The sequence below is a fragment of the Hydrogenophaga sp. IBVHS2 genome (assembly GCF_002127215.1).
In the GTDB taxonomy this organism is placed as follows: domain Bacteria; phylum Pseudomonadota; class Gammaproteobacteria; order Burkholderiales; family Burkholderiaceae_C; genus Hydrogenophaga.
This window is the reverse complement of record NZ_NFUT01000002.1, coordinates 252,620-273,619: the sequence shown is the minus strand read 5'-3', so window position 1 is coordinate 273,619 and position 21,000 is coordinate 252,620. Positions and strand designations below refer to the sequence as shown.

Genomic DNA, 21,000 nt, shown 5'->3' with positions numbered 1-21,000 from the left:
AATTGCAGCGACATGGTCAGCGTGCCAGCGTGCGTCGCATCTCCCTGTAAACCCTGAGACAAGGTCCGCCGGCATGACACCTCCCCATCCCTCCCGACGCCGCTGCCTGAGCTGGGCCGTGGCGGCTGCGGCGGCCAGCCACCTGCCGGCCGTGGCGGCGCGCGCGTCGGGCCCTTTCCCGAGCCGGCCCATCCAGCTCATCGTGCCCTGGCCGCCCGGGGGCGCCACCGACCTGGCCCTGCGCGTGCTGTGCGACGAGGTCCAGCCCCTGCTGGGCCAGCCGGTGGTGGTGATCAACAAGCCCGGGGCCGGCGGCACCCAGGTGGCACCGCTGCTCAAGATGGCCGAGCCCGACGGCCATACCATCGGCCAGGTGCCGGTGACGGTGTACCGGCACGCGCTCATGAACCATGTGCCCTGGGACCCGCTGCACGACCTCAGCCCGATCCTGCAGGTGTCCGGGGTGACCTTCGGCGTGCTGGTGCCGGCCGCCAGCACCTTCCGGACCTGGGGCGACCTGATCGACTGGGCACTGGCCCACCCCGGCGAGCTGATCGTGGGCAGCACCGGCATCGGCACCACGGCCCACCTGGCCATGGAAGACGTGCTGATGCGCCACGGCATCCGCCCGGTGCATGTGCCCTACCGGGGCACGGCGGACCAGATGCTGGCGGTGGCCGGCGGCCAGATCATGGTCGGGGTCAACTCCACCGGTTTCGTGCCCTGGCTGGAGCAGGGCAAGGTGCGGCTGCTGGCCACCTTCAATGCGGCCCGCAACCCGCGCTGGCCCGAGGTGCCCACCCTGCGCGAACTGGGCTATGCCAACGCGGTGCACAGCTCGCCCTGGGGTCTGGCCGCGCCGCGCGGCACGCCGCCGGAGGTGGTGCAGCGGCTGCACGACAGCTTTGCCAAGGCCATGTTCAGCGAGCGCCACCAGCGCGAGCTGGCCCGTTACGATCAGACGCTGGAATACCTCAACACCCGGGACTACCGGCAGGCCCTGATCGAGACGGTGGAACGCGAGAAGCGACTGCTGGCGCGCATGAACCTGCTGGCCCGCCCCGCCGCCCCGCCCACAGGCTCATGACCGCTCCTGCCGATCCGCCCTTGTCGACCACCCCGCTGCTGCAGACCCATGGCCTGCGCAAGTCCTACGGCAGCAAACCCGCCCTCAAGGGCGTGGACCTGGCCCTCTTCCCCGGCCAGATGGTGGCCTTGCTCGGCCCCAACGGAGCCGGCAAGAGCACGCTGCTCTCGCTGCTGACCGGCCTGTTCACGCCGGACGACGGCCGCATCGAGGTGCTGGGCCACGACATGCGCCAACACCCCAGCCGTGCCCTGGCCGGGCTGGGCGTGGTGTTCCAGCAGAGCGCGCTCGACCTCGACCTCAGCGTCCAGGCCAACCTGCAGTTCCACACCGACCTGCATGGCATGCCCCGCGCACTGGCCCGCGAGCGCATCGACCACGGCCTGGGCCTGCTGGGCCTGCAGGCCCAGGCCGGCGCGGTGGTGCGCAGCCTCTCGGGCGGCAACCGGCGCAAGGTGGAACTGGTGCGCTCGCTGCTGCACCGCCCGCGGGTGCTGCTCATGGACGAAGCCACCGTGGGCCTGGACCCCGCCTCGCGCCAGCAGCTGCTCGATGCCGTGCGCGACCTGTGCAGCCGGGACGGCATGGCGGTGCTGTGGGCCACCCACCTGATCGAGGAAGCGCGCGCGGCCGACCGCCTGCTGCTGCTCCACCAGGGCCAGGTACGCTTTGACGGCAGCACCAGCGAATTCATGGCCGCGGCCCAGGGCAGCGACTTCCAGGCCGAGGTGCTTCGGCAGCTCGGCCGCACCGGAGACTGACATGCCCACCCCGCGTTCCGTGGCCCTGCCGGGCGACATGACCCTGACCTGGATGGAGGCCTTCAATGCCGGTTCCATTTCCAGCATCACTGCCTTGTATGACCCGTCGGCCGTGCTGTGGGGCACCACCGCCACCGACCTCATCGACAGCCCGGCCGGCATCATTGCGTACTTCGAACGGGTGCTGACGATGCAGCCGGCGCCGCAGGTCCGGCTCGGACCCCACCGCCTGCGCGTGCTGGACGACATGGCCCTCATCAGCGGCCACTACGAGCTGCAGCTCGGCGGGCAGCGGCTGCCGGCGCGCTACAGCATGGCGCTCAGGCGCAGCAACGACCGCTGGCTGATCGTCGACCACCACTCCTCGCTGCTGCCCTCCACCTGAACCCGGTGGCTCAGAGCCGCTGGCGGAGTTCGGTCTTGAGCACCTTGCCGTAGTGGTTCTTGGGCAGGGCATCGAGCACCACATAGCGCTTGGGCCGCTTGAAGCGCGCCATCTGCGCCAGGCACTGCGCATCGAGCTCGCCCAGGTCGAGCGGGGTGCCGGGGGCGGCCACCACGAAGGCCACCACCACCTCGCCCCATTCGGGGTCGGGGGCGCCCACCACCGCCACATCGGCCACACCCGGCGCGGTCAGCAGCACCTCCTCCACCTCACGCGGGTAGATGTTGCTGCCGCCGCTGATGATGAGGTCCTTGCTGCGGTCCTTCAGCGTCAGGAAGCCGTCGGCGTCCAGCACACCCATGTCGCCGGTGAAGAGCCAGCCGTCGCGCACCGTGGCCGCCGTGGCCTCGGGCTGGCGCCAGTAGCCCGCCATGACCGTGTCGCCCTTGACCAGCACCTCGCCGAGCTCGCCGGGCGGCAACGGCAGGCCCTGTGCATCGGCCACGCGCACCTGCACCGGGGTCTGGGCCACCCCCACCGAAGCGATGCGTTCGGCCCAGCGGGGATGCTGCACATCGGCCAGTGCCGCACGGGACAGCGCGGTGATGGTCATGGGCGATTCGCCCTGGCCATAAATCTGCACGAAGCGCGGCCCCATCACCTCCAGCGCCCGGCGGATGTCGGCGGCATACATGGGCGCGCCGCCATAGACGATGGTCTTGAAGCAGCGTGCTGCATGGTCGGGGTCCAGCCCTTCCGCCAGCGCCTGCTCCACCAGCCGCCGCACGATGGTGGGCGCGGCGAAGGTGGTGAGCGGGCCGTGGTGGCGGCCCAGCGCGAACATTTCCTCCGGGTCCACACCGCCCGATTCGGGCACCACATGGCGGGCGCCGGCCATGAGGTGCGGGATGGCATACAGGCCGGCACCGTGCGACAGCGGCGCGGCATACAGCATGGCGTCGCCGGCATGAAGGGTGTCCACATCCAGGCCATAGGTCAGGCCCATGGCCATGAGGTTGCGATGGGTCAGCATCACGCCCTTGGGCCGTCCGGTGGTGCCGCTGGTGTAGAACAGCCAGGCCAGATGGTCCGGCGGGGCGTCGAAGGGTTCGGACAGGGTGCCGGCCACCTCGGCCAGCAAGGCATCGGCCTGCGGGCTGTCCACGTCGATCTGCACCGGCACGCCGGCCAGCGGCTCGCTGGCTACATCGGCGCTGGTGAAGGCCCAGCGGGCCTCGGCGTTCCCGGCGATCCACGACACCTCGCGGGGGTGCAGCTTGGCGTTCACCGGCACCGCCACCAGCCCGGCCCACCAGAGCCCCCACAGCAGTTCCAGATACCGCGGGTGGTTGCGCATGAACAGCAGCACCCGGTCGCCGGGCCGCAGGCCGGCCTCGGTCAGACGACGGGCCAGTGCGGCGCTGCGGCCCGCCCATTGCGCATGGGTGGCCCAGCGCCGGGGTCCCAGGTGGATGGCCGGGCGGTCGGGGTGCAGCTGCGCCTGGCGCAGCAGAAGGTGGGCAAGGCTCATGGGGCGGCAGTGTGTCACGCGCACAGACCGCGCGCTGTCACCTCAGGTGGTGTAGTCGCCGCTGGCCTCGGGCTGGAACAGCAGGGCACTGACCCGCGCGCTGCCGCGCTGGCCGCCCGGCCCGGTCCAGCGGGCGGTGTCGCCCACCCGCAGGCCCAGCAGGGCCGCCCCCACCGGCGAGAGCACCGAGATGAAGCCCGCGGACGGCTCGGCGTCATCGGGATAGCACAGGGTCAGGCGGCGTGGCCGGTCGGCCCCGGGCTCCTGGACCTCGAACTGCGAATACATGGTGATCACATCGGACGGTACCGCGCGCGAATCGACGGTGTCGGCCCAGGCCAGCAGTTCGTCCAGGGTGTCGGAAGGGGCACGATCGACCAGCTTGTGCAGTCGGACGGCGTCGAGTTGGGTGAGCGTGCGCCCACCATGGAACAGATTCATGGAGATCTCCCGAAGGGTGGCCGCAGACGGCCACGGCAGCGCGGGGCGAGGGGCCCGGCGACAGGAGATGCGCGAATGTGAAGGGGGGAGCGTGTCGCCGGGCTCAGGAAAGTGCGGCCGGCGCGCGGCGGCGGCAACAGTTCGGGCGGGACACGGGGGGTTTCATGCCCGGTAGTGTAGTCAACCCGGCAGCAACACCCTGTTCAGGGTGCCCCGAAGCCATAACGGGCGAACGCTGCCTGGGCCGGCGGCTGCAGCAGGGCCTGGGCAAAGTCGGCCGCCGCGGGCGACGCATCGCGCCTGACGGTCAGACCATACGCAGCGCCCACCTGCAAGGCCGGCGGCACCGCCACCACCTTCAGGCGCGGCAGCTGGCGCTGCGCCGCCACGGCGTTGGTGCAGTAGGTCAGGAAGACGTCGGCCTGGCGCTGGTCCATCACCCACTCATAGGTGCCACGGCCCGCTGGCGGGCGCGGCGAATCCGGCCCGCCGGTGAGCTGCAGGGCCTTGCGGTCCAGCGTGGCGTAGGCACCGGGCTGCAGCGCGTCGGCACGCCGGAACAGCTCCCAGGCATAGTCACCCGAGGGATCGGCCTTGGGCGTGGATGTGCCCACCTGGATCGCCGGGTCCAGCAGCGTGGCCAGCAGCGTCTGTGGCGTGGTCGACACCTCGGCCTGGGTCAGCGCGCACAGGCTGTTGCGCACGAACACCTGCGGCGCCTGCCAGCCCCCAGCGGCGGCCAGCCGCTGCGGATGCTGGGTGTCGGCCGAGGCGAACACCTGGGCCGGTTCGCCCTTCTCGATGCGCTCACGCAGCAGCCCCGAAGCCGCGAACGTGAGCTGCAGCTTCTGCCCGGTGCGGGCCTCGTGGTCGCGCGCGATCTCGGTCAGCACCTCGCGCAGGCTGCCGGCGGCATAGACGGCCACCGGCGTGGAAGACACAGGAGCAGGAACAGGCGACGTCATGGCACACCCGGCCAGCACGAAGGGAAGACCGAGTGCGAGCCTCATTTTGCGTTGGGGAAGAAGAGCTGCTCGCCACCGATCTTGTAGCTGGCGATGGTGGCCTGACCGGCCGGGCCGGTGACCCAGTCGACAAACTTCTGGCCTTCGGCGGTCTTGACCTGCGGGTGCCTGGCGGCACTCACCAGCATCACGCCGTACTGGTTGAACAGGCGCTGGTCGCCCTCCACCAGCACGGTCAGGTCGGCCCGGTTCTTGAAGTTGAGCCAGGTGCCGCGGTCGGCCAGCACGTAGGCGCCCTGGGCGGCACTGGCCGCGATGTTCAGCGCCGGGCCCATGCCGCAGCCGCACTCCCGGTAGCCCGAGCCCTTGTTGGCCTCGGTGTCGGTCAGTTTCCAGAAGCGCAGCTCGGCGGCATGGGTGCCGCTCTTGTCGCCGCGCGAGATGAAGGGCGCATTGGCTCTGGCGACCTTCTTGAGCGCGGCCACGATGTCGCGGCCCCGGGTGCCGGCCGGGTCGGCCTTGGGGCCGATCAGCACGAAATCGTTGTACATGACCTCCTGGCGCCTGGCGGCAAAGCCGTCGGCCACGAATTTTTCTTCGGCCAGCTTGTCGTGCACGAACAGCACGTCCGCATCGCCGCGGCGGGCCATGTCGATGGCCTGGCCGGTGCCCAGGGCCACCACCTTCACGTCGATGCCGGTGGCCTTCTTGAACCCGGGCAGCAGATGGCCGAACAGGCCGGACTGCTCGGTGGATGTGGTGGACGCGATCACGATGCTGGCCTGCGCCAGCGCGGGGGCGCTGCCCAGCAGGGCGCAGGCGCCGACGGCGGCAGCGACCACCAGTGGCATGAAACGGATCACAGGGCCTCTCCTTGTACGAACAGATCGGCCTGCGGGCAGACGGCGCGCAGGATGTCGTGGCTGAAAAAGTCGTGGACCGGCAGGTCGGCCAGCAGGCGGCCCTGTTCCAGGTAGACCACCCGGCTGGCCAGGCGCTTGACCTGGCCCAGGTTGTGGCTGCTGAACACCAGCGTGGGCGCGCGGCCGCTGGCGGTGGGGGCCTGGGTGAAGGCGGCGATCAGGGCCTCGACCTCGCGCTTGGCATGCGGATCGAGGCTGGCGGTGGGCTCGTCGAGCAGCCAGACGTCGGGCCGGAGCGCCCATGCACGGGCCAGCGCCAGGCGCTGCTGCTGCCCGCCCGAGAGGGCACGGGCGTTGCGCTCGGCGATGTCGGTGAGCTCGACCTTGGCCAGGGCCTGCAGCGCCCGCTCGCGCGTCTCGCGCCAGGGCACGCCCTGCATCCACAGGCCCAGCGCGATGTTGCGGCGTGCGCTCAGGCGCAGCATGTGCGGCCGCTGGAACAGCATGGCCACCTGGCGCTGCTCAGGCGTGTGGATCTCGCCGGCACTGACCGGCTGCAGCCGGTGCAGCGTGCGCAGCAGGGTGCTCTTGCCGCTGCCGTTGGCACCCACCAGCGCCACGCGCTCGCCCTCGGCGATGCGCAGGAAGATGTGGTCGAGCGCCGGACGGCGGCCCGCCGAGCCCAGATGCACGCGCACGCCGCGCAGGTCGAAGCAGACCGGGGACACGGCCGCAGCGGCCGCGTGGGCCAGGGTCTCGGGCAAGGGCTTCATGCCGGCACCGCCACCGGCATCAGGCCGTCGGCGCGCTCGCGCCAGCGGCGCAGGGCCGAGACCAGGGCATTGAGCAGCAGCACCACCGCCATCAGGACCAGTCCCAGGCCCAGGGCCAGCGGCAGATCCCCCTTGCTGGTTTCCAGTGCGATGGCGGTGGTCATGACGCGGGTGAAACCTTCGATGTTGCCGCCCACGATCATCACGGCGCCCACCTCGGAGATGGCGCGGCCGAAGGCGGTGATGAGCACGGTCAGCAGGGCGTAGCGTTCGTCCCAGGCCAGCAGCAGGCTGCGCAGCCCGGTGCCCGCGCCCAGCGAGCGCAGCTGCTCGCCGTGTTCGCGGTCCGCGTCTTCCACGGCCTGTCGGGTCAGCGCCGTGACCAGCGGCAGCACCAGCACCGCCTGGGCCAGCACCATGGCCTGAAAACTGAACAGCCAGCCCAGGAAACCCAGCGGGCCGGAACGGGACAGCAGCAGGTAGATGATCAGCCCCACCACCACCGCCGGGATGGCCAGAAACGTGTTGAGCAGGGTGAGCACGCTGTCCCGCCCCCGGAACCGCACCACCCCCAGCCACGCGCCCAGCACGATGCCCACGCTGCAGGCCAGCAGGCAGGCGGTGGCGCTGACCGCCAGCGAGCGCAGCACCACCGCCCAGAGGGCGGCGTCGCCGGAGAAGATCAACTGCAGCGCCGTGGTCACGCTGCCCGCAAACGTGTTCATGTTGCGGCGCAGCTTAATCGCACGGGCCTTGTCCGGCTCTACGTGGATTCGCGGTATGAACCGACCGACATACGTTACCCGGTAACCCCCGTATCGGCTTGAGGCACACTGCGCATCCATGCGAAGCATCGAGCTGTCCTACACCATCGGCCAGCCCCGGACCAGCGGCCCGGGCGCACCGGCCTTGCTGCGCAACCCGATGATGGACGTGCTGCACGCGGTGCGCACGCAGGGGTCGATCTCGGCGGCGGCGCGCAGCATCGGCCTGTCGTACCGGCATGTCTGGGGTCAGTTGCGCGACTGGGAAGTGGAGCTGGGCCAGCCCCTGATCTTCTGGGAGCGTGGACAGGCCGCACGCCTCACGCCCTTCGGCGAACGGCTGCTGACCGCCGAACGCCTGGCCCAGGCCCGGCTGGGGCCGCAGCTGGAGCACCTGCGGGCCGAGATCGAGCGGGCCTTTGCCCGCGTGCTGGACGGCGAGGGCGAGGCCGACGCCGGTCAGCACGATCTGCTCACCCTCTATGCCAGCCACGACCTGGCCCTGTCGGCCCTGCAGGAACACACCGCCCAGGCGGCCGACCGGCTGCACCTGGACATCCGCTTCTGCGGCAGCGTGGATGCCATCCGCGCGCTCAACGAAGGGCGCTGTTCGCTGGCAGCCTTCCACACCCAGCCGTTTGCCGCCGCCGGCAGCATCAGCGCCCGCACCTACCGGCCGCTGCTCAAGCCGGGTCTGCACAAGATCATCGGTTTTGCCCGCCGCTCACAAGGTCTGATGGTGGCACCGGGCAACCCGCTGCGGCTGCGCGACATGGACGATGTGGCCCGGCTGCAGGCCCGCTTCGTCAACCGCGCCCTGGGCACCGGCACCCGCCTGCTGGTGGACGAGCTGCTGCTGCAGGCCCAGCTGCTGGAAGCCGACATCGAGGGCTACCACCGCATCGAAGGCTCGCACGCCGCCGTGGCCATGGCGGTGGTCGGGGGCACGGCCGACGTGGGTGTGGGGACCGAGTACGCGGCTCGCCAGCACGGGCTGGACTTCATCCCGCTGGTGCAGGAGCGCTACCTGCTGGTGTGCCTGAAGACCTCGCTGGAGACACCGGCCATGCAGCGCCTGCTGCAGCACCTCACCAGCGCCGCCTGGGCGCAGCGCCTGCTCACGCTGCCCGGCTATGCGCCGGACCACTGCGGCGAGGTGGCCTCGATGAAGCGCCTGCTGCCCTGGTGGACCTGAGCCCCGGAGGGCCTCAGAAGGCTTCCTTCTCGGCCTCCAGATAGGCCAGGCTGATGTACTTGCCGATGTTGTTCTCGAAGCCCTGCATGCCGGCCGCACGCGAAGCCACGCGCGGGTCGCGCAGCACGGCGGCTCGGGCCGCGTCCATGGGGGCACCGTCCTTCACCGCCTGCACGCAGGGCTCGTAGATGCCGGCCATGAAGTCACCGTAGTCCTTCAGAAGGTCCCTGGACGGCAGGCCATGGCCGGGCAGCCAGGTCTGATCGCCGGCAGCCTTGTGGAGCGCGGCGTAGTACCTGAGCGTGCCGACATACGAGCCGTCGTCCATGTTGGCGATGCGGTTGCCCATGGCCACGTCGCCCACGTAGGTCACCCGGTCTTCCACCACCTCCACGCTGAGGTCGGACGGCGTGTGGGCCGTGCCGTAGTGGTGCAGCCGCAGCCGGGTGTCGCCGAAGTCGAAGGTCTGGCCGTGCGCCACCGTGCGGTTGGGCGCCACCACCTTTGTGCCCAGCGTGGCGCCCTGGGTCCAGCGCTCCATCATGCTGCGCCAGGCGCTGCCTTCAGCCCCTTCGATCTGTGCCCGGGTGTGGGCCAGCGCATGGATGGGCAGGTCGGCACCGAAGGCGTTGACGAAGGCATGGTTGCCCAGCCAGTGGTCGCCGTGGTAGTGGCTGTTGAAGATGGCCACCACCGGCTGTGGTGTGACGGTGCGGATCATGCGGAGGGCCATCTCGCCGATCTGCAGCGAGCAGCCCGAATCCAGCATGACCACACCCTGCTGGGTCACCACGAACACCACATTGGCCATCAGACCCTGGTTGGCGGCGGTGGGAAAGCCGTCGCGCGCATGCACCAGCCAGACCCGTTGCGACACCCGCTGCGGCGGCACATCGGGCACCGGGGGGCCGGCGATGAAGTGCTGGGCCTGCTGGGCGAACAGACGGACTTCTGGGAATGCGGCGAGGCCGGCTGCAGCGCATGCCGAGCCGCCGGCCAGGCGAAGCCAGTCCCGGCGCCGGATGCCGGAAGGGGAAGTCTGGATCATGGGCATCAGGCGTCTCCTGTTTATATAAGCATTCAATTATTTAACCACAGCATCCCCGGCGGAAGGATCACGTGCCCAACGCACTGATCACCCAAATCTCAGAAGAAATCACGGTCCCGGTGTGACCCATGGCCCATCGCCATTCACGCGGGAACCCCGATGATTCGCCGATCCGTTGTCCAGCCATCCACCCCGCCCCGTTCCGCGCCCGAAGCACCGCTGGACACCGGGACGTTGCGCGGTGAAAGCCCTTCATCCCTCCACATCCCGACGCGCTGGCGCTGGACCGTGGCCACCAGCGCACAACGGGCATTGACCGAGATCTATGTGCCCGAACTGCATGCCCACGCCAGGCAAGTGGCCCACCTGCAAGGCCGCACGGCGCGCGATCAGGACTTCCCGGTGGAACTGCTGCGTTGCGTGCCCTGGGGTGCGCGCCGACCGGCGCTGTTGATCGTCGGTGGCATGGGACCCCTGGCAGGGGCGCAGGCCATGCATTCGGCGCTGGAGCGTTTCGGACATGAACGCGAAATCGTCCTTCTGCAACTGTGCAGCGTGCCCGACCGGACACTGGCGCTGGCAGAAAACGAGCGGCTGGGTGTGCCCTCGCCCCTGCACCATGAGGTGGTGCAGGCCCTGCGCCAGGGCATTGCCGCAGCAGAAGCCGAACTGGAAACCCGCCACCTCGGCCCGGTCCATGTCGTGGTGGCCTGCAACACGGCGCACAACTTCGTGCCCGGTGTCATCGAGCTGAACCGGCCCGATGAAGCGCCCGGCTGGCGGTTGCAGTCGATGGTGGAAAGCGTGGCCCGATCCCTGACCGACACCACAGGTCGGGGCGGCCTACCTGTACTCGTCCTGGGCACCGACGGCACCCTCAGGACCCGGCTCTACCTCGATCCGCTGCAGACAGGCGGGGTGACCTGCGTGGTGCCGGACCCCGTCGCCCAGACCAGCCTGATGGCAGCCATCTATCAGGGGGTCAAGGCCTTCGATACCGATGCGGTGCTGCACCATGGACAGGCCCTCTTCCGCCAGCTGATCACCACCGGGGCGGTGGGGACGGCGCAGCCCTTCGTGGTGCTTGCCGCCTGCACCGAAGTGCCCGAGATCGTGACCACACTGCGCGAGCGGGGAGACAACGATGTGCGGGACCTGCTGGTCCGGGCGACGGTGGCGGACCCGCTCCGCATCACCCTGGACCACATCGGCCGGCTGGATGCCGGCCAATGAAGCTTGGCCGCCTTACTGGGCGGGCTGGTCGGACAGGTTCCTGAGGTTGGCCCGCAGTTCTTCGCTCATGGGGGCATTCAGGTTGATGCCCTTGGGCGGGATCGGCGACTCGAACCACTTCTTGTACAGCTGAGTGAATTCGCCGGTGCGGATCAGATCCTTCAGCGTGTCGTCCACCAGCTTCTTGAAGGCCGGGTCGTCCTTGCGCAGCATGATCGCGTAGGGCTCGACCTGGATCGTCTCGCCCACCACCGCCAGCGATGCCGGGTTGACCGCACTGGCACGCACCCCGTAGAGCAGGATGTCGTCCATGCCGAAGGCATCGGCGCGTCCCTGCTGCACCAGCAGGGCGGATTCCGCATGGTCCTTGGCCGAGATGAGGTCAAAGCCCAGACCGCGATCGGCATTGAGCTTGCGCAGGACCTGCAGGTTGCTGGTGCCGGTGGTGGAGACCACTTTGCGGCCCTTGAGGTCGGCCACCGAGCGCACCGGCGAGTCGGCCCTCACCAGGAAGCGCGTGCCGGTGTAGAAGTAGTTGATGCTGAAGGCCACCTGCTTGTTGCGCTCGGCATTGTTGGTGGTGGAGCCGCATTCGATGTCGACGGTGCCGTTGGTGAGCAAGGGGATGCGGTTCTGCGCCGTGATGGCCTGGGTCCTGACAACCAGATCGCTGCGACCGATGACCCGCCGGACCTGGTCGACGATCCGTCCGCAGATGTCCCACCCGAAGCCGGTGGGCTGGGCATCGGCCCCCAGGTACGAGAAGGGCAGCGAAGCCTCGCGGTAAGCGATGGTGATGGCGCCAGAGGTCTTGACCTTGTCCAGCGTGGACGGCGACTGGGCCATGGCTGGGCCGGACAGGGCAAAAACCAGGCAGCAGGACAGCAGGGATCGGTACAGGAGCATGGAGGATTCCGGTTGGGGTTGATGAATGCCCAAATGAATACTTTGGTATTCATTCTGGCGCCCGCAATATACCCATCGGCAGGCCCTGGGGCCACGCCGTCCGGAAGCTCATGGCTGGCGTTTCAGCCCAGACGCCGCGCGATCTCCCCCACCAGCTGCCGCGCCAGGCTGAGCTTGTCGGCGCGGGGCAGTTCGGTGCTGCCCTGGGCGTCCACCAGCAGCAGCGCGTTGTCGTCGCGGCCGAAGGTGTCCGGGCCGATGTTGCCCACCAGCAGCGGCACGCCCTTGCGCGCGCGCTTGGCCTGGGCATGGGCCAGCAGGTCGTGGCTTTCGGCGGCAAAGCCCACGCAGTAAAGGGCGCCGCTGAGTGCGCGCTCGCTGGCGGCCACCCCGGCCAGGATGTCCGGGTTCTCCACGAAGGCCAGCGTGGGCGTGGCGCCGCTGCCGTCCTTCTTGATCTTCTGGTCGGCCGCGCGGGCCGGGCGCCAGTCGGCCACGGCAGCGGCGGCCACGAACACGTCGGCCCGGGGGGCGGTGGCCTGCACCGCCGCCTGCATGTCCAGCGCCGACTTCACGTCGATGCGCTGCACGCCGCGCGGTGTGGGCAGGCCCACCGGCCCGGCCACCAGCGTGACCTGGGCGCCGGCCTCGTGCGCGGCGCGGGCGATGGCAAACCCCATCTTGCCGCTGGACAGGTTGGTCAGGCCTCGCACCGGGTCGATGGCCTCGAAGGTAGGGCCGGCCGTGACCAGCACATGGCGGCCCTGGAGCGATTTCGGCTGGAAGTGGCGCTGCACCTCGTACAGCAGCTCGTCCGGCTCCAGCATGCGGCCGTCCCCGGTCTCGCCGCAGGCCTGGTCACCCATGCCCACGCCCAGCACCACGGCGCCATCGGCCTGCACCTGCGCCACATTGCGCTGCGTGGCGGGGTGGGCCCACATCTCGCGGTTCATGGCCGGGGCCAGGAGCAGGGGCACCCGCTCGACCGGGCGGGCCAGGCACAGCAGGGACAGCAGGTCGTCGGCCCGGCCCTGGACCAGCCGGGCGATGAAGTCGGCACTGGCCGGGGCCACCACCACCACGTCGGCCTCGCGGCCGAGGTTGATGTGCGGCATGTGGTTGGGCTGGCGCTCGTCCCATTGCGACAGATACACCGGCCGGCCGGAGAGCGCCTGCAGGGTGGCCACGGTGATGAAGCGGGTGGCCGATTCGGTCATGACCACCTGCACGGTGGCGCCGGCCTTGATCAGCCCCCGACAGAATTCGGCGGCCTTGTAGCAGGCGATGCCGCCCGAAAGGCCCAGAACCACGTGTTTTCCGCTCAGATCGTTCATGCCGCGCAATGTAGCAGGGGCGGTGCCGCGCGGCCGGGTGCCCGAGGGGGGGCCCCTATAATTCCCATTTCCACCTCCTGCGAGCAAGCGGCTCGCCCGAGTCATGACCAAATTCGTGTTCGTCACCGGCGGTGTGGTGTCCTCCCTGGGCAAGGGCATTGCTTCTGCTTCTCTTGCTGCGCTGCTTGAATCGCGCGGCCTCAACGTCACCCTCATCAAGCTCGACCCGTACATCAACGTGGACCCGGGCACCATGTCGCCCTTCCAGCACGGCGAGGTGTTCGTCACCGACGACGGCGCCGAGACCGACCTGGACCTGGGCCACTACGAGCGTTTCATCGAAACGCGGATGAAGAAGAGCAACAACTTCACCACCGGCAAGATCTACCAGTCGGTGCTGGAGAAGGAACGCCGGGGCGACTACCTCGGCAAGACGGTGCAGGTGATCCCGCACGTCACCAACGAGATCCAGGAATTCATCCAGCGCGGCGCCGGCATCGGCACGCCCGATGCGGTGGATGTGGCCATCGTCGAGATCGGCGGCACCGTGGGCGACATCGAGTCCCTGCCCTTCCTGGAAGCCGTGCGCCAGATGAGCCTGCGCATGGGCCCCAACAACTCGGCCTTCGTGCACCTGAGCTACGTGCCCTGGATCGCGGCGGCCGGCGAACTCAAGACCAAGCCGACCCAGCACACCGCCCAGAAGCTGCGCGAGATCGGCATCCAGGCCGACGCCCTGCTGTGCCGCGCCGACCGCCGCATCCCCGACGAGGAGCGCGCCAAGATCAGCCTCTTCTCCAACGTGCCCGAGTGGGGCGTGATCAGCATGTGGGACGTGGACACCATCTACAAGGTCCCGCGCATGCTGCACGAGCAGGGCCTGGACGGCCTGATCTGCGACAAGCTGCGCCTGAACACGCCGCCGGCCAACCTCAAGCGCTGGGACGCCCTGGTGCACGAGGTCGAGCATCCGCAGGCCACCGTGACGATCGCCATGGTGGGCAAGTACGTCGACCTGTCCGACAGCTACAAGTCGCTCAACGAGGCGCTGCGCCATGCCGGCATGAAGAACCATGCCAAGGTCAAGATCGAGTACATCGACTCCGAAACCCTCACCCCGGACAACGTGGCCGGTGTGCTGGGCCGGTTCGACGCCATCCTGGTGCCCGGCGGCTTCGGCAAGCGCGGCACCGAGGGCAAGATCTGCGCCGCCCGCTACGCCCGCGAGCACAAGGTGCCTTATCTGGGCATCTGCCTGGGCATGCAGGTGGCCACCATCGAATACGCGCGCCACGTGGCCGGTCTGACCGGTGCCAACAGCACCGAGTTCGACCCCGACACCCCGCACCCGGTGATCGCGCTGATCACCGAATGGAAGGACGCCGACGGCAGCATCCAGCAGCGCGATGCCAGCTCCAACCTGGGCGGCACCATGCGCCTGGGCGCGCAGAGCTCCGACGTGGCCCCTGGCACCATCGCCCACAGCATCTACGGCCCGGTGGTCACCGAGCGGCACCGCCACCGCTACGAGGCCAACGTGAACTACCTCGACCGCCTGCGCGAGGCCGGCCTGGTGATCTCGGCCCTGACCCAGCGCGAACAGCTCACCGAGATCGTCGAGCTGCCGCAGAACGTGCACCCCTGGTATGTGGGTGTGCAGTTCCACCCCGAGTTCAAGTCCACCCCGTGGGATGGTCACCCGCTGTTCAACGCCTATGTGCGCCAGGCGCTGACCCGCCACAAGCCCTGATGCCGGAGGCCAGCCCATGAAGCTCTGCGGATTCGACGTCGGCCTGGACCGGCCCTTCTTCCTGATCGCCGGACCCTGCGTCATCGAGTCCGAGCAGCTGCAGATGGATGTGGCCGGCCAGCTGCGCGACATCACCGCCAGGCTGGGCATCCCCTTCATCTTCAAGAGCAGCTTCGACAAGGCCAACCGCAGCAGCGGCACCAGCTTCCGCGGCCCCGGTCGCGACAAGGGCCTGGAGATCCTGGGGCGCATCCGCCGCGAACTCGGTGTGCCGGTGCTGACCGACGTGCACGCCGAAGACGACATCGCTCCCGCTGCCGCCGTGTGCGACGTGCTGCAGACCCCGGCCTTCCTGTGCCGCCAGACCGACTTCATCCATGCCGTGGCGCGCAGCGGCAAGCCGGTGAACATCAAGAAGGGGCAGTTCCTGGCGCCGCACGACATGAAGAACGTGATCGACAAGGCCCGTGCCGCCGCGCGCGAAGCCGGCCTGGACGAGGACCGCTTCATGGCCTGCGAACGCGGCGCCAGCTTCGGCTACAACAACCTGGTGAGCGACATGCGCTCGCTGGCCATCATGCGCGAGACCGGCGCACCGGTGGTGTTCGACGCCACCCACAGCGTGCAGCTGCCGGGCGGTCAGGGCACCAGCAGCGGCGGCCAGCGCGAGATGGTGCCGGTGCTGGCCCGCGCCGCCGTGGCGGTGGGCGTGGCCGGCCTGTTCATGGAAACCCACCCGGACCCGGCCAAGGCCCTGTCGGATGGCCCGAACGCCGTGCCGCTCAAGCACATGCCGGCCCTGCTGGAGACGCTGCTGGCGCTGGACGCCGTGACCAAGCGCAACGGCTTCCTGGAAAACGATTTCAACCACTGACCCACGCACCACCATGCCCGCCTACCTGATTGCCGACGTCACCGTCACCAACGAAGAACAGATGAAGGTCTACCGCGAGTGGAGCACCCGCGCCATGCAGGAGCACGGTGCCGAGGTGCTGGCCCGCGGTGGCCGCACCCTCAGCCTGGAAGGTGGCTGGACGCCCCAGCGCATCGTGGTGCTGAAGTTCAAGGACCTGGCCTCGGCCCAGGCCTATTACGACTCCGAGACCTACACCCGCGCCCGCGAGGCCCGCGAAGGCGCCGGCTCGATCCGCATGATCGCCGTCGAAGGCGTCTGATCCCGTTTTTTCATCTCCAAGGCAGAAGAACCCATGAGTGCAATCGTTGACATCGTTGGCCGCGAAGTGCTGGACAGCCGCGGCAATCCCACCGTCGAGTGCGACGTGCTGCTGGAATCCGGCGTGATGGGCCGGGCCGCCGTGCCCTCCGGCGCCTCCACCGGCAGCCGCGAGGCCATCGAGCTGCGCGACGGCGACAAGGGCCGTTACCTGGGCAAGGGCGTGCTGCGCGCGGTGGAGAACATCAACACCGAGATCAGCGAGGCCGTGCTGGGCCTGGACGCCTCCGAGCAGGCCTTCCTGGACAAGACCCTGATCGACCTGGACGGCACCGACAACAAGGGCCGCCTGGGCGCCAACGCCATGCTGGCCGTCTCGATGGCCGTGGCCCGGGCCGCTGCCGAAGAGGCCGGCCTGCCGCTCTACCGCTACTTCGGCGGCATGAACGCGGTGCAGATGCCGGTGCCCATGATGAACGTGGTCAACGGCGGCGCACATGCCAACAACAACCTGGACCTGCAGGAACTCATGATCATCCCGGTGGGCGCACCGAGCTTCCGCGAAGCCCTGCGCTGGGGTGCCGAGGTGTTCCACGCCCTCAAGAAGATCATCCACGACAAGGGCATGAGCATTGCCGTCGGCGACGAAGGCGGCTTTGCCCCCAACGTGCCCAGCCACGAGGCCGCGCTGCAGATGATCCTGGAAGCCATCGACAAGGCCGGCTACACCGCCGGCGAGCAGATCGCCCTGGGCCTGGACTGCGCCGCCAGCGAGTTCTACAAGGACGGCAAGTACCACCTGGAGGGCGAAGGCCTGACGCTGACGGCCGAGGAGTGGACCAACATCCTGGCCACCTGGTGCGACAAGTACCCCATCATCAGCATCGAGGACGGCATGGCCGAAGGCGACTGGGACGGCTGGAAACACCTCACCGAACGCCTGGGCAAGAAGGTGCAGCTGGTGGGCGACGACCTGTTCGTGACCAACACGAAGATCCTGCAGGAAGGCATCGACAAGGACATCGCCAACTCGATCCTGATCAAGATCAACCAGATCGGCACCCTGACCGAGACCTTCGCTGCGATAGAGATGGCCAAGCGCGCCGGCTACACCGCCGTCATCAGCCACCGCTCGGGCGAGACCGAGGACAACACCATCGCCGACATCGCCGTGGGCACCAACGCCGGCCAGATCAAGACCGGCTCGCTCTCGCGCTCGGACCGCATGGCCAAGTACAACCAGCTGCTGCGCATCGAGGAAGACCTGGGCGACGTGGCGGTGTACCCGGGTCGGGCCGCCTTCTACAACCTGCGCTGATCCCTCCATGGCCAGCCGCCTCATCCCTGCCCTGCTGGTCGGCCTGCTGCTGATGCTGCATGCCCAGCTGTGGCTGGGGCGGGGCAGCGTGCCCCGGGTGGCCGAGATGAAGCGCGAGCTGGCCGCTCAGGTCGAGGCCAACGAACAGGCGCAGCAGCGCAACGACCAGATCGCCAGCGAGGTGCGCGACCTGCAGGAGGGCCTGGACATGGTCGAGGAACTGGCCCGCCAGGACCTCGGCATGGTGCGGCCCAACGAGATCTTCGTGCAGGTGGCCGCCCCCGGTCTGAAGCCTGCGGCCGCGCCGCGCTGACGGTCTGCCGATGCCGGTCTGCATCGCCCTGCTGGGCGGCGAGTCCAGCGGCAAATCCACCCTCTGTCTGGAGCTGACCCAGGCCCTGCGCGCGCACGGCCTGCGGGTGGTGCAGGTGCCCGAGCACCTGCGCGCCTGGTGCGAGGCCGCCGGCCGCGCGCCCCTGGCCCACGAACAGTCGGCCCTGGCCGCGGAACAGGACCGCCGGATCCAGGCCGCCATGACCGACGCCGTCGACGTGGTCGTGGCCGACACCACCGGTCTGGTGGTCGCGGCCTACAGCGCGCACTACTTTGCCGACGACAGCCTCTGGGCCCGGGCCTTGCAGCAGCAACGCGGCATCGACCTCACCCTGCTGATGGGGCTGGACCTGCCCTGGCAGCCCGATGGCCTGTTCCGCGACAGCCCTGCCGTGCGGCAGGCCATCGACCGCTTGCTGCGCACCGCCCTGCAGCAGGCCGGCCTGCCCTTCACGCCGGTGTACGGCCAGGGCGGGCAGCGGCTGGCCCAGGCCCTGCGGGCGGTGCAGAACCGGCTCGGATCACGGCTGGAGCGCCCGCTGGTGGCCAGCGACGCCCTGCTGGAGGAAGGCAGTGGCCGCTGGAGCTGCGACAACTGCAGCGACCCGGAGTGCGAGCACCGGCTGTTCAGCAGCCTGGTGCGGCAGCGCGGCGCCGGAACGGCCTGAAACCGGGTCAGTGGGTCTGACGGTTGACCGGCGGCTGCTGGTCGACCTGCAGGAACACCTGGGCGGCGTCCACCGGATCGAAGCGGTACTGGGCGCCGCAGAAGTCGCAGCCCACCTCCACACCGCCCTGCTCGGCAATGATGGATTCCACCTCGTCGCGGCCCAGGCTGCGCAGCATGCTGCTCACCCGTTCGCGCGAGCAGGTGCAGGCAAAGCGCGGGCCCTGCTCGCCACTCAGCGGCTCGAAGCGGCGCACGTCCTCTTCCCAGAACAGGCGGTGCAGGATGGTGTCGGCGTCCAGCGTGAGCAGTTCCTCGCGCTTCAGGCTGGCGGCCAGGATGGCGATGCGGTTGTAGTCCTCGTTGCGGCCGATGTGGTCTTCGTCGCTGCGGGCCACACCACTGCCGGCCAGGTTGGCCTCGCCCTGCAGCGGCAGACGCTGGATCAGCAGGCCGGCGGCCACCTGGTCGTTGGCGGCCAGCACCAGCCGGGTGTCGAGCTGTTCGCTCTGCAGCATGTAGTGCTCGATGACCTCGCTGATGCGCTCGAGCTTCTCGTGCCGGTCGCCGAACAGCGGCACCACGCCCTGGTAGGGCTGCTGACCGGGCAGACGGTCCCTGGGGTCGAGCGTGATGGCGCAGCGCCCCTGGTTGGTGACGTTGACCATGTGCGAGAGCGGCGCGTCCGGCGCCACCTCGCCCATGACGGTGGCGGTGGCCCGCAGCGCCAGGTCGGGCTGCACCTCGGCCACGGCCAGCTTGACCGGGCCGTCGCCCATGATCTGCAGCGTGAGGGAGCCGTTGAACTTGATGTTGGCCTGCATCAGGGCGGCGGCCGCCGTCATTTCGCCGAGCAGCTCGGTCACGGCGGCCGGGTAGCCGCCGGCCTGGGCACGGCGGCGCAGGATGTCCTGCCAGGCATCGGTCAGGCGCACCAGCATGCCGCGCACCGGCAGGCCTTCAAAGACGAATTTGTGGAGTTCGGACACAAGGGGCTTTCAGGAGGGAACGCGGGCACATCGGGATCAGCCGATCTTTTTCAAGCCCTGGCGGTAGCGGCGTGCGTTGTCGATGTAGTGCTCGGCGCTGCGGCGCAGACCGGCGATCTGCTCGGGGGTGAGCGTCTTGATGGCGCGCGCGGGGCTGCCGATGATCATGGAGCCGTCGGGGAACTCCTTGCCCTCGGTCACCAGGGCGCCGGCACCCACCAGACAGTGCCTGCCGATCTTCGCGCCGTTGAGCACCACCGCACCGATGCCGATGAGCGACTCGTCGCCGATGGTGCAGCCGTGCAGCATGACCTGATGGCCCACCGTCACGTGGCGGCCGATGGTCAGCGGAAAGCCCACGTCGGCATGCAGCACGCTGCCGTCCTGCACATTGCTGCCCTCGCCCACGGTGATGGTCTCGGTGTCGCCGCGGATGGTCACGCCGAACCAGACGCTGCTGTCGGCGGCCAGCGTCACGCTGCCCATGACCTGGGCGTTGTCGGCCACCCAGGCACTGGGGGCCAGCTGGGGCGCGGTTCCGTCGAGTTCGTAGATGGCCATGCGGTGCCTCCGGGGGTATGAAACCTAGAATTGTAGGGATGACCCCCTGCCCGGCTTCCGCCCCCGAGACTCATCCCGCCACCGGCCTGCGGGAGGCGGCCCTGCAGGCGCTGCAGCTGCGCGACCCACCGGCCAAGGTGGCGGCCACCCATGCCCTGTGGCAGCGGCTGACGGACCTGCCCGACGGGGGCGGCCCGGTGCTGGCCGCCGAGTCGGCGCGGCGGCTGGAGGCACCGCCCACGGGCCTGCCCGGCCGCCCCGACCGCCCTGCCCTGGTGCCGCCGGCCGACGTGCCGCACCGCACGCCGTTCACCCCCGAAGGTCTGGCGGCGCAGATCCATGCCATTGCCCACATCGAGTTCAACGCCATCAACCTGGCGCTGGACGCGGTCTGGCGATTTGCCGGCATGCCGGCCGACTACTACCGCGACTGGCTTCGGGTGGCCCACGAGGAAGCCACGCACCACGGGCTGCTGGCCGGCCTGCTGGCCTCGATGGGCCATGCCTATGGCGACTTCGAGGCCCACGACGGACTCTGGACCATGTGCGTGCGCACCCAGGACGACATCACCGCCCGCATGGCGCTGGTGCCCCGCACGCTGGAAGCCCGCGGACTCGATGCCACGCCCCTGATCCAGCGCCGGCTGCGCCAGGTGGCCACGCCCCATGCGCTGCGGGCGGTCGAGATTCTGGACATCATCCTGCGCGACGAGATCGGCCATGTGGCGGTGGGCAACCGCTGGTACGGCTGGCTGTGCGAGCAGCAGGCCCTGGACCCGGTGGCCCACTACCGGGTGCTGGCGCGTCGCCACGCCGCGCCGCGTCCCCGCCCCCCGCTCAACGAAGCCGCCCGACGCGCCGCCGGCTTCTCGGATGCCGAAATGGCCGCCTTGACGGCAGCGTAAACCCCGCCCGGGGGACA

General features: G+C 69.4%; 23 protein-coding genes. 12 read left to right on the top strand and 11 right to left on the bottom strand.

Going from position 1 to position 21,000, the window contains the following annotated elements; genetic code table 11:
• Positions 1–73: 73 nt before the first annotated feature.
• The 3 genes from CAP38_RS06050 to CAP38_RS06040 are packed head-to-tail and all read left to right on the top strand — an operon-like array spanning position 74 to position 2,233.
• Positions 74–1,087, top strand: coding sequence for a tripartite tricarboxylate transporter substrate binding protein (locus CAP38_RS06050; protein ID WP_086120007.1), 1,014 nt, complete (start codon positions 74–76; stop codon positions 1,085–1,087).
• Positions 1,084–1,848 (top strand): ATP-binding cassette domain-containing protein, encoded by a 765-nt coding sequence (locus CAP38_RS06045; RefSeq protein ID WP_086120006.1) that lies wholly within the window; start codon positions 1,084–1,086, stop codon positions 1,846–1,848. Before CAP38_RS06050 ends, CAP38_RS06045 begins: the two co-directional genes overlap by 4 nt.
• Position 1,849: 1 nt before the next feature.
• Complete coding sequence (locus CAP38_RS06040) at positions 1,850–2,233, top strand: nuclear transport factor 2 family protein (RefSeq protein ID WP_086120005.1); 384 nt, start codon at positions 1,850–1,852, stop codon at positions 2,231–2,233.
• Positions 2,234–2,243: 10 nt separating this feature from the next.
• Here CAP38_RS06040 and CAP38_RS06035 read toward each other — a convergent pair whose 3' ends face one another.
• The 6 genes from CAP38_RS06035 to CAP38_RS06010 form a co-directional block, all read right to left on the bottom strand.
• A complete protein-coding gene (locus CAP38_RS06035; RefSeq protein ID WP_086120004.1) occupies positions 2,244–3,764 on the bottom strand; it encodes a class I adenylate-forming enzyme family protein in 1,521 nt (506 codons plus the stop codon).
• Positions 3,765–3,806: 42 nt separating this feature from the next.
• The gene (locus tag CAP38_RS06030) at positions 3,807–4,205 is read right to left on the bottom strand and encodes a GreA/GreB family elongation factor (RefSeq protein WP_086120003.1); all 399 of its coding nucleotides are present in this window, start codon (positions 4,203–4,205) and stop codon (positions 3,807–3,809) included.
• 203 nt (positions 4,206–4,408) lie between these two features.
• On the bottom strand, positions 4,409–5,215 hold the full coding sequence (locus CAP38_RS06025; protein WP_086120002.1) for a molybdate ABC transporter substrate-binding protein: 807 nt from the start codon (positions 5,213–5,215) through the stop codon (positions 4,409–4,411).
• Positions 5,212–6,021, bottom strand: a complete 810-nt coding sequence (locus CAP38_RS06020; RefSeq protein ID WP_086121056.1) for a substrate-binding domain-containing protein — start codon at positions 6,019–6,021, stop codon at positions 5,212–5,214. Before CAP38_RS06020 ends, CAP38_RS06025 begins: the two co-directional genes overlap by 4 nt.
• Positions 6,022–6,029: 8 nt before the next feature.
• The gene (locus CAP38_RS06015) at positions 6,030–6,806 is read right to left on the bottom strand and encodes a phosphate ABC transporter ATP-binding protein (RefSeq protein ID WP_086120001.1); all 777 of its coding nucleotides are present in this window, start codon (positions 6,804–6,806) and stop codon (positions 6,030–6,032) included.
• The gene (locus CAP38_RS06010; protein ID WP_086120000.1) at positions 6,803–7,531 is read right to left on the bottom strand and encodes an ABC transporter permease; all 729 of its coding nucleotides are present in this window, start codon (positions 7,529–7,531) and stop codon (positions 6,803–6,805) included. The genes CAP38_RS06015 and CAP38_RS06010 overlap by 4 nt, the downstream gene beginning before the upstream one ends.
• A 118-nt stretch (positions 7,532–7,649) precedes the next feature.
• Between CAP38_RS06010 and CAP38_RS06005 the strand changes: the two genes are divergently transcribed.
• Entirely contained in the window at positions 7,650–8,765 is a 1,116-nt protein-coding gene (locus tag CAP38_RS06005) for a substrate-binding domain-containing protein (RefSeq protein WP_086119999.1), read from the top strand.
• A gap of 13 nt (positions 8,766–8,778) precedes the next feature.
• Here the strand turns inward: CAP38_RS06005 and CAP38_RS06000 are convergent, their stop codons facing one another.
• Complete coding sequence (locus CAP38_RS06000) at positions 8,779–9,813, bottom strand: MBL fold metallo-hydrolase (protein ID WP_086121055.1); 1,035 nt, start codon at positions 9,811–9,813, stop codon at positions 8,779–8,781.
• 159 nt (positions 9,814–9,972) lie between these two features.
• Between CAP38_RS06000 and CAP38_RS05995 the strand changes: the two genes are divergently transcribed.
• On the top strand, positions 9,973–11,046 hold the full coding sequence (locus CAP38_RS05995; protein WP_086119998.1) for an aspartate/glutamate racemase family protein: 1,074 nt from the start codon (positions 9,973–9,975) through the stop codon (positions 11,044–11,046).
• A gap of 12 nt (positions 11,047–11,058) precedes the next feature.
• On the opposite strand, the gene CAP38_RS05990 is transcribed toward CAP38_RS05995, so the two are convergent.
• Entirely contained in the window at positions 11,059–11,952 is an 894-nt protein-coding gene (locus tag CAP38_RS05990) for an amino acid ABC transporter substrate-binding protein (RefSeq protein WP_086119997.1), read from the bottom strand.
• 122 nt (positions 11,953–12,074) lie between these two features.
• Positions 12,075–13,286, bottom strand: a complete 1,212-nt coding sequence (gene coaBC / locus CAP38_RS05985; RefSeq protein ID WP_086119996.1) for a bifunctional phosphopantothenoylcysteine decarboxylase/phosphopantothenate--cysteine ligase CoaBC — start codon at positions 13,284–13,286, stop codon at positions 12,075–12,077.
• 103 nt (positions 13,287–13,389) lie between these two features.
• On the opposite strand from coaBC, the gene CAP38_RS05980 reads away from it, so the two are divergent.
• The 6 genes from CAP38_RS05980 to CAP38_RS05955 are packed head-to-tail and all read left to right on the top strand — an operon-like array spanning position 13,390 to position 18,529.
• Positions 13,390–15,036, top strand: a complete 1,647-nt coding sequence (locus CAP38_RS05980; protein ID WP_086119995.1) for a CTP synthase — start codon at positions 13,390–13,392, stop codon at positions 15,034–15,036.
• A 16-nt stretch (positions 15,037–15,052) separates the two neighbouring features.
• Positions 15,053–15,910: a 3-deoxy-8-phosphooctulonate synthase gene (gene kdsA / locus CAP38_RS05975; RefSeq protein WP_086119994.1), complete on the top strand. Its 858-nt coding sequence runs from the start codon at positions 15,053–15,055 to the stop codon at positions 15,908–15,910.
• Positions 15,911–15,923: 13 nt separating this feature from the next.
• Positions 15,924–16,211 (top strand): DUF1330 domain-containing protein, encoded by a 288-nt coding sequence (locus CAP38_RS05970; protein WP_086119993.1) that lies wholly within the window; start codon positions 15,924–15,926, stop codon positions 16,209–16,211.
• A 33-nt stretch (positions 16,212–16,244) separates the two neighbouring features.
• Entirely contained in the window at positions 16,245–17,528 is a 1,284-nt protein-coding gene (eno, locus tag CAP38_RS05965; protein WP_086119992.1) for a phosphopyruvate hydratase, read from the top strand.
• Between the two features lie 7 nt (positions 17,529–17,535).
• Positions 17,536–17,841, top strand: coding sequence for a septum formation initiator family protein (locus CAP38_RS05960; RefSeq protein WP_086119991.1), 306 nt, complete (start codon positions 17,536–17,538; stop codon positions 17,839–17,841).
• Positions 17,842–17,851: 10 nt separating this feature from the next.
• A complete protein-coding gene (locus CAP38_RS05955) occupies positions 17,852–18,529 on the top strand; it encodes an AAA family ATPase (protein WP_086119990.1) in 678 nt (225 codons plus the stop codon).
• Positions 18,530–18,536: 7 nt separating this feature from the next.
• Here CAP38_RS05955 and CAP38_RS05950 read toward each other — a convergent pair whose 3' ends face one another.
• Positions 18,537–19,517, bottom strand: coding sequence for an Hsp33 family molecular chaperone HslO (locus CAP38_RS05950; RefSeq protein WP_086119989.1), 981 nt, complete (start codon positions 19,515–19,517; stop codon positions 18,537–18,539).
• A gap of 36 nt (positions 19,518–19,553) precedes the next feature.
• On the bottom strand, positions 19,554–20,078 hold the full coding sequence (locus CAP38_RS05945; protein WP_086119988.1) for a gamma carbonic anhydrase family protein: 525 nt from the start codon (positions 20,076–20,078) through the stop codon (positions 19,554–19,556).
• Between the two features lie 38 nt (positions 20,079–20,116).
• Here CAP38_RS05945 and CAP38_RS05940 point away from each other — a divergent pair, with 38 nt between their 5' ends.
• Positions 20,117–20,983 carry a ferritin-like domain-containing protein gene (locus CAP38_RS05940; RefSeq protein WP_086119987.1) on the top strand — a complete coding sequence of 289 codons (867 nt, stop codon included), beginning with the start codon at positions 20,117–20,119 and terminating at the stop codon, positions 20,981–20,983.
• The last annotated feature ends 17 nt before the right edge of the window (positions 20,984–21,000 follow it).